The 14481-nt window shown below is 37.4% G+C and carries 11 protein-coding genes; 9 read left to right on the top strand and 2 right to left on the bottom strand.

All coding sequences use genetic code 11. From position 1 onward, the window contains the following. Nucleotides 1-3 precede the first annotated feature (3 nt). From dapA to H4J56_RS00425, 4 genes are read left to right on the top strand one after another with little or no spacing between them, the layout of a single operon-like run. A complete protein-coding gene (gene dapA / locus H4J56_RS00440) occupies nt 4-936 on the top strand; it encodes a 4-hydroxy-tetrahydrodipicolinate synthase (protein WP_182258702.1) in 933 nt (310 codons plus the stop codon). Nucleotides 937-966: 30 nt separating this feature from the next. After that, complete coding sequence (locus H4J56_RS00435; RefSeq protein WP_182258701.1) at nt 967-1716, top strand: 2,3,4,5-tetrahydropyridine-2,6-dicarboxylate N-succinyltransferase; 750 nt, start codon at nt 967-969, stop codon at nt 1714-1716. Between the two features lie 26 nt (nt 1717-1742). Further along, entirely contained in the window at nt 1743-2987 is a 1245-nt protein-coding gene (locus H4J56_RS00430) for a PLP-dependent decarboxylase (RefSeq protein ID WP_182258700.1), read from the top strand. Nucleotides 2988-3020: 33 nt separating this feature from the next. Next, nucleotides 3021-4157: a succinylglutamate desuccinylase/aspartoacylase family protein gene (locus H4J56_RS00425; protein WP_404842398.1), complete on the top strand. Its 1137-nt coding sequence runs from the start codon at nt 3021-3023 to the stop codon at nt 4155-4157. A 68-nt stretch (nt 4158-4225) separates the two neighbouring features. Here H4J56_RS00425 and H4J56_RS00420 read toward each other — a convergent pair whose 3' ends face one another. Beyond that, a complete protein-coding gene (locus tag H4J56_RS00420) occupies nt 4226-4735 on the bottom strand; it encodes a DUF2059 domain-containing protein (protein WP_182258699.1) in 510 nt (169 codons plus the stop codon). Between the two features lie 316 nt (nt 4736-5051). Here H4J56_RS00420 and H4J56_RS00415 point away from each other — a divergent pair, with 316 nt between their 5' ends. Together H4J56_RS00415 and H4J56_RS00410 are read left to right on the top strand one after the other, a co-directional pair. After that, nucleotides 5052-6671, top strand: a complete 1620-nt coding sequence (locus H4J56_RS00415) for a FecR domain-containing protein (RefSeq protein WP_182258698.1) — start codon at nt 5052-5054, stop codon at nt 6669-6671. Nucleotides 6672-6722: 51 nt separating this feature from the next. Next, a complete protein-coding gene (locus H4J56_RS00410; RefSeq protein ID WP_182258697.1) occupies nt 6723-9104 on the top strand; it encodes an EAL domain-containing protein in 2382 nt (793 codons plus the stop codon). A 156-nt stretch (nt 9105-9260) separates the two neighbouring features. Here the strand turns inward: H4J56_RS00410 and H4J56_RS00405 are convergent, their stop codons facing one another. Next, a complete protein-coding gene (locus H4J56_RS00405; RefSeq protein WP_182221297.1) occupies nt 9261-11588 on the bottom strand; it encodes a S9 family peptidase in 2328 nt (775 codons plus the stop codon). A 167-nt stretch (nt 11589-11755) separates the two neighbouring features. On the opposite strand from H4J56_RS00405, the gene H4J56_RS00400 reads away from it, so the two are divergent. From H4J56_RS00400 to H4J56_RS00390, 3 genes are read left to right on the top strand one after another with little or no spacing between them, the layout of a single operon-like run. Beyond that, nucleotides 11756-12691, top strand: a complete 936-nt coding sequence (locus H4J56_RS00400; RefSeq protein WP_182215606.1) for an ABC transporter ATP-binding protein — start codon at nt 11756-11758, stop codon at nt 12689-12691. Between the two features lies 1 nt (nt 12692). Continuing rightward, nucleotides 12693-13466 (top strand): ABC transporter permease, encoded by a 774-nt coding sequence (locus H4J56_RS00395; RefSeq protein WP_070375522.1) that lies wholly within the window; start codon nt 12693-12695, stop codon nt 13464-13466. After that, nucleotides 13466-14188, top strand: a complete 723-nt coding sequence (locus H4J56_RS00390) for a tRNA (guanosine(46)-N(7))-methyltransferase TrmB (RefSeq protein WP_182221296.1) — start codon at nt 13466-13468, stop codon at nt 14186-14188. The genes H4J56_RS00395 and H4J56_RS00390 overlap by 1 nt, the downstream gene beginning before the upstream one ends. Nucleotides 14189-14481 lie beyond the last annotated feature (293 nt).

Below are 14481 nucleotides of genomic sequence, written 5' to 3'. Positions count from 1 at the left end.
GAAATGAATCAAATAAAACTATCAAAAAAAATTAGCTTAACAGCTAACCCAACGCTTCATCATACTATTTTATGGACCGCATTAATTACGCCATTACTTGATGATGGTCAAATCGATTTTCCAAGCCTCAAACAATTAGCTATTAGTCAGTCTGACGCCGGTAATGGTATTGTCTTGCTAGGTAGTACAGGAGAGGGCCTGGCCTTAACATCGCAAGAGCAAGTTAAGATTGTTGAATTCGTTTGCCAATTATCACTCAGCGCACCTTTAATGGTTGCTGTTGGCGGTTATCAGTTAACCGAGCAAATTAATTGGATAACAGCTTGTAATAAATTACCTATTTCAGCCTACTTACTTGGTAGTCCCATTTACTCAAAGCCGGGTGTGATAGGTCAAACGCAATGGTTTAGTGCTTTACTTGATGCCGCCAACTTCCCCTGTATGTTATATAACGTCCCCTCTCGTAGCGGTGTTTCTATTGCTATTGAAACTTTACAGGCGGTGCAAAATCATCAGCATTGTTGGGCGTTAAAAGAAGCCAGTGGCGATTTAAATCAGGTACTCGCCTATCGCCAGTATTGTCCAGATATTGCCCTATATAGTGGTGAAGACGCCATGATGCCTTACTTAGCACAAGCAGGTGTAAAAGGGTTAGTTTCGGTTTGTAGTAATGTCTGGCCGGCAGCGACTCATCAATACGTCGAGCTATCACTAGCTGGTGAGACTAAAGGTTTATTTCCACTTTGGCAAAATGCGGTCGATGAGCTTTTTCAGGTGGCAAGTCCCATACCCGTAAAAGTATTAATGCACCAAAATAAAATGATCAACACTCCCTTTTTACGTGCGCCGTTAACCCATTTAGAACTTAACGACTGCAACTCGCTGTTAGCATCAGATAAATTAATTAATCAATGGCTTGAAACTCAAGCTAAGTGATCCCTTTAAGTATTAACATGAGAATTTAAAATGAATTGGCAAGAAACATTAACACAATTAGAAGCAGGTACTGTTCGTGCGGCAAATCAAGATAAAGCAGGAAATTGGCAGGCCAATGTAGCCGTAAAAGAAGCTATATTATCAGCATTTAAAGCGGGCGAAAACATTGCTTTTGATGGCATTTATAAGGGGTTTGTCGATAAACATAATTTACCTGCGCGTGAGTTTACCGCTGACGATAAAGTGCGATTAGTACCGGGTGGTTCTTCAGTTCGCCGTGGTGCGCATGTTGCTCCTGGTGTCATTATTATGCCACCCGCTTACATTAATGTTGGGGCTTTTGTTGATACAGGTACTATGATTGATAGCCATGCATTAATTGGCTCGTGCGCCCAAATAGGTAAAAATGTTCATGTTTCTGCCGCTGTTCAAATTGGTGGTGTTTTAGAACCGGTTGGTGCAAGCCCTGTTATTATCGAAGATGGTGCCTTTCTAAGTGCTGGTGTGGTCATTGTCGAAGGTATTGTTGTTAAAAAATGGGCTGTTTTAGCGCCAGGTGTCTCACTTTCAGCGTCAGTGCCTGTTTACGATTGTGTGAATGAAGTGATGCTTGAAAAAGGTGCTGATATTCCTGAACGTGCTGTAGTGGTGCCAGGAACACGTCCGGTTTCAGGGGCGTGGGCGAAAACGCACGGTTTAAATATGGCTTGTGCATTAATCGTTAAATATCGCGATGAAAAAAGTAATGCCTCGTTAGAACTCGAGTCTATTTTACGTTAAGCCCTCTAAGGTAAAGCAGGAATATCATGTCTGAGTTAGTAAATACTACCTATTGTTTTGATTCTCCTTCGGCGCTTGAATTAAGCGCTGAGTTAACAAAACAACAACCTGAAAGTAGCCAGCAAGAAGGTTACTTTGTTTATCATCTTGATGCGCTTAAAGCCCATTTAGCCGAACTACAACGCCAAGACGTCATTAAGTTATGGTTTGCGGTAAAAGCGAACCCGTTATCTAACATCATTAAAACCTTAGACGATGCGGGTTTTAATTTTGATGTGGCGAGCAGTGGCGAATTAAATCAAGTCTTAAAGCAAGGTATTACACCCGAACGTATCTTAAATACCGGTCCGGCAAAATCAAAAGCACAAATAACGTCGTTCATTAAACAAGGGGTTAATATTTTTGTTGCTGAAAGTTTGAATCAATTAATTTGGTTAAATGAAGCAGCTATTGAGCATGATGTTAAGCCAAGAGTGCTGTTGCGGGTTCAGTTGCAATGGCCAGAGGGTGAAAAAAACCCTTTAGGGGGAAATTCCCTAACACCATTTGGTTTGTCGATAGAGCAGTGGCAAAGCATTAAAGTCGTTAACTTTCCTGGTATTGAGTTGTGTGGTTTACATATTTTTCAATGGGGCAATATGCTCAGTAATGAAAAAATGTTCTCGCTGTGGTCACAAATGGTTGCACCATTAAAAGGTTTAGCTGATGACATAGGTATGCCATTAAAAATCTTAGATTTAGGTGGCGGTTTAGGTATTGATTATTTACAGCAAGGCAAAACACTTTCTTGGCAGAAAATTATTACTGATCTGGCGATCATAAAGCAGCAGGCAGGTGCCGAAGAGTTATGGTTAGAATTGGGCCGTTTTGCGGTTGCTGAGTGTGGTTATTATGTGGTCCCCGTTGTTGATAGAAAAATGAATTATGGTCAAGAGCAGTTAGTCTTAGCCGCAGGTATCAATCATTTGTTAAGACCGGCGATAACCGAACAGCCTTTTCCGGTAAATTTACTACGAGAGTCTACACGCGAAAAACAGTTGTTTGATATTCATGGTCCGCTATGTACCAGTATGGACAAATTGGGTAAGTTGCCTTTGCCTGATGACGTATCTGTTGGCGATCAACTGGTATTTGGCTATTGCGGTGCTTACGGTTTTACTGAAAGTATGCCGTTCTTTCTTTGTCACCATATCGCTGCTGAATACGTGTTTAGTCAAGGGACGTTGGTTGAAGTCAGAGCAGCACAACCAGCGGATTGGTATTTAAGATAGCGATAAATACTTCAGCTTAATGTTTAAGATAAAGTGAACAAAATGAATGAAATAAAAAAAGAAGTTATGCATGTTGGTGAAATGGCGAGCGGCGCAGCACTTACCGTTCCTGTTTATCGTATAAAAGGACGTACTGATGCACCCAGTGTTTATATTCAAGCGAATATGCATGGCGCTGAAGTGCAAGGTAATGCGGTTATTTTTCAACTATTAGAATTATTGAAAAACACAAAAATAAATGGCGATATTACCTTAGTACCTTATGCCAACCCTGTGGGTTGTAATCATAAAAATGGTGAATATACCCTTGGCAGATTTGATCCTATCACCGGAGTGAATTGGAATCGGATGTATCACTTTGATGAAAGCATCATCAAGCCGTTTGTTCGTGAATGTATTGGCAAAAAAAATCAAGTTATTGAAGCCAATTTTAAAAAGCTAATGATTGAAAGTATTGAAGAAAAACTTAACCATAATATTTATGGGCTAACGACCGGACAACGCATTGCTTATCAATTACAGCGCTTGGCTCATCAAGCTGACTACGTTTTAGACTTACATACTGGGCCTATTTCAAGTAAACATTTATACTGCCCTGAATATGCGCAAGAAAGCGCTCAGTACTTTGATATTCCACATACATTATTAATTCCTAATGACTTTGATGGTGCCTTAGATGAAGCAACATTCTGCCCTTGGTGGTCATTACAAGACGCTTTTGCTGAATTAGGTATCGAGTTTTCGATTAGTTCAGCGTCTATTAACAAAGAAAGCTTTACCGTTGAATTAGGCTCGCAAGAACAGATTGATCTTGATGTAGCCTTAGAAGATGCTAAAAGTATTATGAATTATTTACAGCATAAAAACGTCATCAACACCACTGAATACCGACCTAAAACGATGACACGTTATGGATGTTATTTAAAAAACTACAAAGCCTTTTATTCGCCAATGGGAGGGATGGTCGATTACTTGGCTGAATTTGGTCAACCATTAGCTGCAGGTGAACCGCTGGCGAGAATTTTACGCATGGATAATTATGGTGACGGCGATCCATTGCACTATATTTCACTGGATAAAAAAGTCATTCCTATTTTACATTTTGCCTCGGCGAGTGTGAATCAAGGTACAGAATTATATAAAGTGTTTAGTGAGTATTTTGAGTTTTAATACTGTGTGAATTAGCCTTGATTTATAAATAAGGTATTGACAATACTACTGTTGCCAATACCTTTGAACTACTTGTTTGTTTGATCTTTTTGGCGAGATTGTTCGATACTCGCGCTAAGCTCTTTGGCTAAAGATTGGACTTCGGGTATAAAATCTTGCATTAACTGTTGTGAAAGTATGATTGAGTCTTGAATAATTAAAGGCATTTTTTTCGTCATACTTCTGCCAATATCTGAACGATAAAATGTTATTAACCCTTGTATTTCTGCTTCGGTAAAATTGCGGCTGTAAATGTCTATCATTGGCTCTTTAAAGCTATGCCAATTCATTTTCTCATGAAGAAGGGCATTTACTTTATCCATATATTTATCAAAATGAACTTTCTCTTTGTCCGAAATATTCATTTTTTTCGACATACCTTCAAACATTAGCGTAACTTGACTTTGCATACTCTCTATCATTTTTGAAACTTCAGTTAATTCCATTAATTTTTCAATCGATGCCCTTGATGATAAGTCGTTAGCTTTACTAGTAAAACTAAGCATAAGTACCAATAGCAGCATGGTGATTCTTCTCATTATTATTCCTTTAATTTTTAATAGAGTGAGTATTGATCATAATACTTGTTGATTATATTGCAACATTTTCATTACATTTGTAGCAACAAAATGATGAGTCGTAGAGTGACTGAAAATCATCACTAGATTACCATCGACTTCTGATTATGGTTAAAATTGGAAGGTAATAAATTTGATTTAACGCATTTATGAAGCATAGGCATCAAATTAGTCATTAAATCGTCACTTAGTAAGCCATAAGCATATTTATTAAAGACAATTTTGTGGTATAAATAATGCTCTTAATAAATTCTAAACGATTAATAAAGGACTAATGGTGAATTTTAAACGGATGTTTTTCTACTATATTATACTCGTTGTTTTTTTGCCTCTTACTATACAAGCGGCTGAAAAAAAATGGGTTTATACCGTTGTAGAAGGCGATAGCTTATGGAGTATCAGCCAAGAATACCTTGAAGAAACAGCTTTTTATCAAAAACTTCAAAAACTTAATGGGATCACATATCCTAAAAAATTACAGCCCAATACCTTAATAGAAGTACCTATGTCGTGGATAAAAATCTATCCAACCTATGCGACAATAACGGCTATTTCGGGCAAAAGTACCTTTTTTAAACAAGGTGAAACGCAAGTCACTAAACTCGGCTCAATATTGAGCTTTGGTGATATATTAACTGTTGATGCTAATTCTAGTGTCAGCCTCACGCTTGTTGATGGCTCTGTGCTTACTCTTCTTGAAAAAAGTAAATTGTCTTTTGAGTCTTTAATAAGTTATGGCAAAACAGGAATGGCGGATACGCAACTAAAACTTCACCAAGGTAAAGTTGAAACACAGGCAAAAAAATCAAAGGGACCAGGGTCTCGTTTAGATATATCTACAGCCTCAGCCATAAGCTCAGTGCGAGGCACGGTTTATAGAGTTGCACATTCCTCGCAAGATCATAATTCACTTATTGAGGTATTAGAGGGCGAGGTCGAAGTTAACGCACAAATGCAAAGTGAATATATAGCGAAAGGGTTTGCCAGTAAAGTAGCGAAAGGACAGGTTCCTAGTAAACCGATAATGCTATTGAATGCCCCACGTTTTATCAGCACAAAAAACCGCTTTGAAGGTGAGGAGGTAAATTTTGACTGGGAAAATGTTAAGGATGCAATAGCATACAAAGTGCAAATTTCATCTAATAATACTTTTACAGATATTGTTTGGCAGCAACATCAACCTCAAACAGTTGCTACGCTCGCAAAAATCGTAGATGGCGATTACTTTATTAGAGTTAGTGCGCTTAGTCTTTCAAATATAGAAGGGTTCGCTCGAAGTACTTCATTTTCTGTTAATAATAAGCCATTACCTCCAGCCATTAGTGAAGTAGATAGCTTTTTTGATGCTGGTACTCGTGAACTTACTTGGGCTTATGCGAAAGAATTATCAGGCTCGCTTTTACAAATCGCCTCGGATAGTAATTTTGACAATGTTATTATTTTAACAAATTTGTCTGAAAGCTCATTTATTATTCCTAATACACTTCCTTTTGGGAAATACTATTGGCGGGTGGCTGGCGTTGATCATAAAGGTCGAGGACCTTTTTCGAAGGGCAATGATTTTTTATGGCAGGCATTATTATCTCCTGTGCAATGGAATTATCAGCATAAAACTGATCAGTTAGTCGTTGATTGGTCAGCACTTAAGGTCGATGAGTCAGTACAGATACAGGCTGCTGATGAGTCTGATTTTATGACTAATACCCAGGTTTTTGAATCGGTAGTAAAAACGCTTTCAATACCTATACCTAACGACAGAGATATCTATATACGTTCGCGTGTTATCAATAAAAAATTAAATGTTCATGGAGAGTGGAGCGACGTGAAGACTATCAGTAATAATGATGATAACGCGCTCATATCGTTTGCTTTTTTAGCGCTTTTTATTCTTTTGTAATGGGTCATGATTAGCATTATGTTTAGGCTACTATTTAAAGACAAAAATTTAATGGCAATGCTGCTCATTAGCTTCCTTTTCATATTTTTTTATACGCCAGAAAATGTGTTAAACACCTTGTTTTATGATGTTGTGCTTAAGCAAAAGCAAGTTAAAGAAAATCATGCTGTTATTATTGCTATCGATGATAAAAGTATTCAAACAATAGGCCGTTGGCCTTGGCCACGTAAAGTTCACGCTCAACTAGTCGATAAATTAGCGTCTGCAAAACCTGTCGCTATTGGTTTTGATATCTTATTTGTCGATCCGGACCTAGCCGAGCCAACATCAGATGTTACATTTGCTAATGCTATCGCCAATACGGCTAATATTGTTTTGCCTTTATCCCCTAATTTTGAAGAAAATGCTAGCGCTCATGAGCTTTTGCCATCGACGATTTTTTTAACAAACAAGGTAGTATTAGGTCACAATGATTTTGAATTAGACACTGATGGTGTTATGCGCAAAGTCTATTTATATGCCGGTTGGCAGCAGGCTAAATGGCCTAGTTTTGCATTATCTCTTGCTCAAATTATGCAGCCTAATAAATTTATTGCTCCCGATAAAGTTTCAAAAGGAAACTTTTGGACAAGACAAAAACCAATAAATATCGCTTTTAATACCATAGATATCCCCACTTTATCTTATAGCGATGTGCTCAGTGGTGATGTTGACAACACTATATTTAACCATAAAGTTATATTGATTGGAGTTACCGCATCAGGACTTGGAGAGCGCTTTACTACACCGACATCTATGTCCCACCAGCGACTTTCTGGTGTTGAAATCAATGGACATATTGTTAATGCTCTACTCTCAGATGCAACGATTACTTTAATACCAAACCTTGGCCAGTATGCTTTTGCAGCGATAATTGTTTTACTCGCGATTCTCTGTTTATCTTTATTGAACTCTGCTTTTGTCTTAATAAGTCTAGCCGGACTAATTATTGCTACCTTTGTTATCGCAACAGGGAGCTTGCTCGTCTATAACCTATGGCTAGATCCGCTGTTGCCCATTGGCTTACTTTTGTTAATTATTTTGTATTTATTGTTTTTTAAAGTGAAATTCTATAAAAATAATTTGCTACAACTCAATCAAAAAATATATACGGATAATGCAACACAACTACCTAACGCTGAAAAAGTAAATTTAATTATAAATGAGCTGATTTTATCAGCACAGCTTGAAAAGAAGCCTTTCCCGGTCATTATTATCAATATAGGTAAATTTAACGCAGTAAATGATCTGGTTGGCTTTAGTGAAGGCAATAACTTATTAAAACTAATCACCAAACGAATACAGTACTTTATTGATGAGCAGCAGGTGATAGCTCGACACACAGGAACAGAATTTATTGTTACTGGGTTAGGTCGTCATAAAGAAGACGATATTAAGCTTATGTGTAATAACATTAATGTTAATTTATCTAAAATATTATCTATTCAAAATGAATCGTTTACTTTGCCGATCAGTATTGGTGTTAGTACTTACCCACACGATGGCTTATCCGCAGAAACCCTGATTAATTGTGCAACTTCAGCAATGCAAAGGGCTAAAGAAAGATCTGGCAGAGGCGTTTGCTTTTATCATAAACACATTAATCAAGAAACTTTAGAGCGACATCACTTCGAAAATGACTTAGCACACGCGTTAGAGAAAAACGAAATTGAAGTTTATTATCAACCACAAGTTAATGCTCAAACAAGTGAGGTAGTTGGTGTAGAGGCGCTTGCGCGTTGGCTTCACCCCGTAAAAGGTTATATACCGCCAACTGAATTTATACCCATTGCCGAATCAACGGGGCTGATTAATGAAATAGGAGAGTGGATATTAAGAACGGCCTGTCAGCAAATTAAAATATGTCAATTAACCTATGGTATACCAATAAAGTTGGGCGTTAATGTCTCTGCGATTCAATTTAATGAGGAGTTATTAATAAAAAACATTGAAAAAATTCTTAATGATACTGGCTTTAATGCGCAGTATTTAGAATTAGAATTAACGGAGAGCTGTCTCATCGACAATATGGGGAATACCGAAAATATATTGTCTCAATTAAAAAAATTGAATATTAACTTGTCGATTGATGATTTTGGTACCGGTTATTCGTCTTTAAGTTACTTAAAAAGTTTTCCTATTGATCGCATTAAAATCGATCGCTCATTCATTAAAGATATTAATGACAGTGATGATGCAAATAAAATTGTTTTAGCGATTATATCTATGGCTCAGAGTTTAAATATGTCGACTATTGCAGAAGGTATAGAATTAATAGAACAGCAAAAATTCTTGCAAAAACATCATTGTGATGAGCTACAAGGCTATTTATTTAGTAAGCCTTTATCTTATAAAGATCTTGAATCATTACTTAAAAAAGGTAGGTTTTTGTAACTTTATTTGCTGTGGTTTTACTATTTATTATCATATTATTTGTTGTATAACACCGCTAATGCTTATATTTTTTAGCAAGACTTACCTATATTAAGGCCTCTTAACATTCATTAAGAGGCCTTGTTTTTTTATCAGATAATTTTTTTATTTTAACCGCTACAGCTTCAAGTGTGTATTGAAGTAATTAGTCATCATGGTTTTAATGTGTAACGTTGTGCCACTGCCTTCGTACAAGCCATGGCTTCGATTCGGGTAAGACATGAAGTCAAACTGACGGTTGTGCTTAACTAATTCATTAATTAGGCGTTCAGAGCCTTGGTAATGAACATTATCGTCGCCTGTGCCATGAATAAGCAGTAACTTACCTTGCAAGTTTTTAGCATGGGTAATAGGTGAACCTTGCTTGTAACCTTCGGCAAAGTCAGCTAATAAACCCGAATAGCGTTCTTGGTAAATAGAATCGTATAAACGTTGATCAGGCACAGGTGCTAAAGAAATACCTACATGATATTGCTCAGGGTAACGGAACATCATATTTAAGGTCATCGAACCACCGCCAGAATGCCCCCAAATAGCAACATGGTCAGTATCAATATAGTCCCAACGATTTGCCATTGCTGTTAATGCATCAGATTGGTCACGTGAAGAAAGTACACCGACTGCGCCGTAAATTGATTTGCGCCACTCTCTGCCTTTTGGTGTGCGTGTACCGCGATTATCAATAGAGGCTATTATGTAACCCTGTTCAGTTAACATTTGATCCCACATAGCTGCACTGCCACGCCAGCTATCAGTAACCGTTTGTCCCCAAGACTCTCCATAAACATAAAAAATGATAGGATATTTTTTCTTAGGATCAAAATCTGCAGGGCGAATAATATAACCGTCTAAAACGACACCATCTTGTGCTTTTACTTGAAAAAACTCATGATCTGTTTTTGGCAACTCAGCTAATTTATCGATTAATACCTTGTTGTCCATCATCATGTGTTTGGTTTGATGACCTTCAATTTTCACTAAACGTTTCTGTGTTGGTTGGCTAAATGTCGAGTGTGAATGAATCGCCCATTGCCCGTCTGCCGACATTTGGTAACTGTTAGTACCAGCAAATTCTTCAGGAGTGACCCGTTGATTACTTAAACTTCCATCAAGCTTGCTGCGATATAAGTAACGCTGTGCAACATTTTCAGGTGAAGCTATGTAGTACAACCAACCATTTTCTTCGTCGATGGTTTGAATGCTTATTACATCAAAGTCACCTTCCGTTAAGTTTAAAGCGGTTTTTCCGTCACGTGTTATGTTGAAAACATGGCGCCAACCACTGCGTTCACTAGTCCATAAAAAGCTGTTGCCTTGGTTTAACCAGCGAGCATCGTCAAAGAAATCAAGAAAGGTCTCTTCTTGCTCTGTCATCACAGTTGTGACATCACCGGTATTAGCGTTAGCTAAATAAAGAATATTAGTGTCTTGTTTGCGGTTGACATGCTGTACCAATATTTGTTGACTGTTACCTGACCAATTCATGCGTGGAATATACATGTTGCGTGAGTTGTTGGGTAGATTGGCCCAGATAGTTTTTGTTGTCGCTAAATTTACTACGCCAACTTTTGGTAATGCATTTGTTTCACCCACTTTAGGGTAAGGGAATTTTGTGATGGTCGGGTAAAGTTCGTCAGTATTATTAATCATAATGAAGTCTTTACTACCACTGGTGTCTAACTGCCAGTAGGCAATTTTTTCACCGTCAGGGCTCCATCGAAAACCATCCTTAATGGTAAACTCTTCTTCGTAAACCCAGTCAAACAAACCATTGATTTTTCCATCGCCAGCGTCAAATGTTAATTGAGACACCTTATTATTTGCTAAGTTTTCTACATAAATATTGTCTGCAACCACGTAAGCGACTTTACTTGCATTAGGTGAAAATTTTGCAAACATTAATGAGCTTGCTAAGGGATTTTTGCCACCAAGTTGCATTAATTTATTGGTTTTTATATCTAATAACCAATAATCACCTCGACTGTTTGAACGCCATACTTTTTTACTATTAGTATAAATAAGCAATTTTTGACGGTCGTCTGACCAAGTGTAATTATCTATATCTAATGGCTTTTCAGTGCCTTTAGGTGTCAGTTGTTGTGCCGAAATCAATACCGAACGCTGTAAGGTTTCAGGGTTATAAACAACGATGTCACGACCTATGCTGACTTCTTTGCCTTTTTCATCTGTTTTTGTTTTTGCTGATTTTTCAACGATGGTGTAACCACTACCGTCGGCTAACCAACGTAGGCGAGAAATATAATCTGAGCTAAATTCACCCTCTTTGTAAATACGTTCAACGGTTAACGGCGTTGATTTTTTAAGGTTAATGTTAGTATTTGTGGTATTTTCTGTGGTGATGTTTTGACAAGCAGCTAATGATACTGCAATAGCAGTGGTCAATGCGGTTGAGCATAGCCAACGAGTTATTTTTATTTTAGGCATAATATTTCCTTAATTTGCGTACAATCACTTTAAATTGTATACAATTAATTGGCAATGCTGTTGGTCGACTATTTTGTCACTTTTACCGTATTTAAATGATCGCTTAGCGGTTGAAAAAAGTAAATTTGACCTCACCTATTGCACATCAAAAAACAAAAGGTTGAACCATGGATAACGCACTAGAAATTTCTGGCTTAAAAAAAGTTTATAAAGGTGGTTTTACTGCACTTAAAGGTATCGATCTTACGGTTAAACAAGGTGATTTTTTTGCTTTACTTGGTCCTAATGGCGCAGGTAAGTCGACAACCATAGGTATCATCACCTCTTTGGTTAATAAAACCGCAGGTAGTGTTAAGGTTTTTGGCCATGATATCGATAAAGAACTTGAACAAGCCAAGAGCTATTTAGGTCTAGTCCCACAAGAGTTTAACTTTAATCAATTCGAAACCTTGTTAACTATTTTAGTTAATCAAGCCGGTTACTATGGTGTTGAACGTTCTTTAGCATTTAAACGCGCTGAAAAGTACCTGAAAAAACTCGATTTATGGGACAAGCGTAACGATGCAGGTCGTATGCTTTCAGGAGGAATGAAACGTCGTCTGATGATTGCAAGAGCGCTAATGCATGAACCGCAGGTACTTATTCTTGATGAACCTACTGCTGGTGTTGATATTGAACTTCGTCGCTCAATGTGGATTTTCTTACGTGAATTAAACAAGCAGGGTATTACGATCATTTTAACGACCCATTATTTGGAAGAAGCTGAAATGCTTTGTCGAAATATTGCCATTATTGACTCAGGTGTGATCGTTGAAGATACTGATATGAAATCTTTGCTGTCAAAATTAGACCAAGAAACAATCGTCTTTGATATCGACTCCGTAACTAATGCGCCAGAGCTTGATGCCTTCACTTGTCGGTTGATTGACGACCACACATTAGAAGTTGATGTGAAAAAGTCGCAACTTATTAATGATATTTTTAGCCAGCTTAACGGACAAAATATTAATGTTCGTAGTATGCGCAATAAAAGTAATCGCCTAGAAGAGTTATTCGTCAGTCTCGTGGGTAGTGGGCAAAAAGTTAAACAGGAGAATAAATAGTATGTCATCAAAAAGTAATTTTATTGCTCTGAAAAGCATCTTATATAAAGAAATAAATCGTTTTATGCGTATATGGGTACAAACATTGGTCCCTCCGGCTATTACCATTAGCTTATACTTTGTTATTTTTGGTGAACTTATTGGTTCGCGCATTGGACAAATGGGCGGGTTTGATTATATGTCGTTCATTGTGCCTGGCTTAATCATGATGAGTGTCATTACCAATTCATACTCCAATGTCGCCTCGTCATTTTTTAGTGCTAAATGGCAACGCAATGTTGAAGAAATGCTGGTTGCACCGGTACCAAATTGGGTGATTGTTGCCGGTTATGTCGGTGGCGGTATGGCACGTGGTATGTTGGTGGGTACGATAGTGACTTTAGTCTCTTTATTGTTTGTTGATATTCAAATTCATAATATTTGGGTGATTATTGCCACGGTTAGTTTAACGTCAGCCACGTTTGCCTTAGGCGGTTTGATTAACGCTATTTTCGCTGGTAGTTTCGATGATATATCCATTATACCAACGTTTATTTTAACGCCATTAACGTATCTTGGTGGTGTCTTTTATTCGATCAGTTTACTCCCTGACTTTTGGCAAGGTGTTTCACAATTAAATCCTATCGTTTATATGGTCAATGCTTTTAGGTACGGATTTTTAGGCATCAGTGATGTGAGTCTAACATTAGCATTCTCTGTATTAGGGGCATTTATTATTACCTTATATGCGATTGCCATGACACTTATCACCAAAGGAATAGGGCTACGTAGCTAATGACTATCAATATCGATAAAGAGGATGTCAGCGTGACGGGTGATTCAAGAGTTATCATCACTAATCAACCTGGCATTCATGAAAAACTTGAAGAAATTGTTGAAAAACATTTACAGCACCGCTCACAAAAGCCTTTTCAAGCACATACCGAGCAAGCGTTTGCCGAAATGGATGCTTTAGTGAAAGCCCATCAAGGGGATATTATTTTAGACTCGTGCTGTGGTGTTGGGCAAAGTACACGTATTCTAGCCAAACAAAATCCGCAGGCTTTAGTGATTGGTGTAGATAAGTCAGCGCATCGCATTAATCGTAATGTTGATGAACTTCTCCATGACGATGGCTCTAAAATTGAGAATTTCCATTTAGTTAGAGCAAATTTGAATGATTTTTATCGTTTAGTTGACCAAGCGAATTGGCCAGTAAATAAACATTATATTTTGTATCCCAATCCTTGGCCTAAATCTAAACATATTCAAAGGCGTTGGCATGGTAGTGCGGTATTCCCACAAATTATTAATATTGGTGAACAAATTATTCTGCGCAGTAACTGGCGATTATACTTAGAAGAGTTTCAATTTGCTGCCGATGTAGCGGGTATTTTAGGTGATATTAGTGCGATTACTAATGAAGAGCCTTTAACGCCATTTGAAGCAAAATATAAAGCGAGTGGTCAACCTTGCTGGCAGTTATTGCTCAATCGTGAATATCTACCTTTTATTTAATTTTATTAACTATGCTGCTTAGCAAAATTGACAATAAGTTAGTGAAACTCGCTAATTTATTTAATGAGCAGTAAATAATGATTTGAAATTAAATTTGATTTTCATTAAAAATCAACTCTTTAACGTATATGGCTTAGATCTTGATTACTTTTTGATTAATGAGTAATAATACTCAATCAAAAAGGATATTGAAGATGAATAATTTAATTAAAAAGAATGTATTAATGATGGCGTTGAGTACTTTAGCACTTGTAGAATTAGCGCTAGTTTACGCAGCAACCATTATGTAGTGA

The organism is Colwellia sp. BRX8-4 (genome assembly GCF_014077345.1).
GTDB lineage: Bacteria > Pseudomonadota > Gammaproteobacteria > Enterobacterales > Alteromonadaceae > Colwellia_A.
The sequence above is the reverse complement of the archived record's forward strand: the minus strand, read 5'-3'. Positions and strand labels throughout refer to the sequence as shown.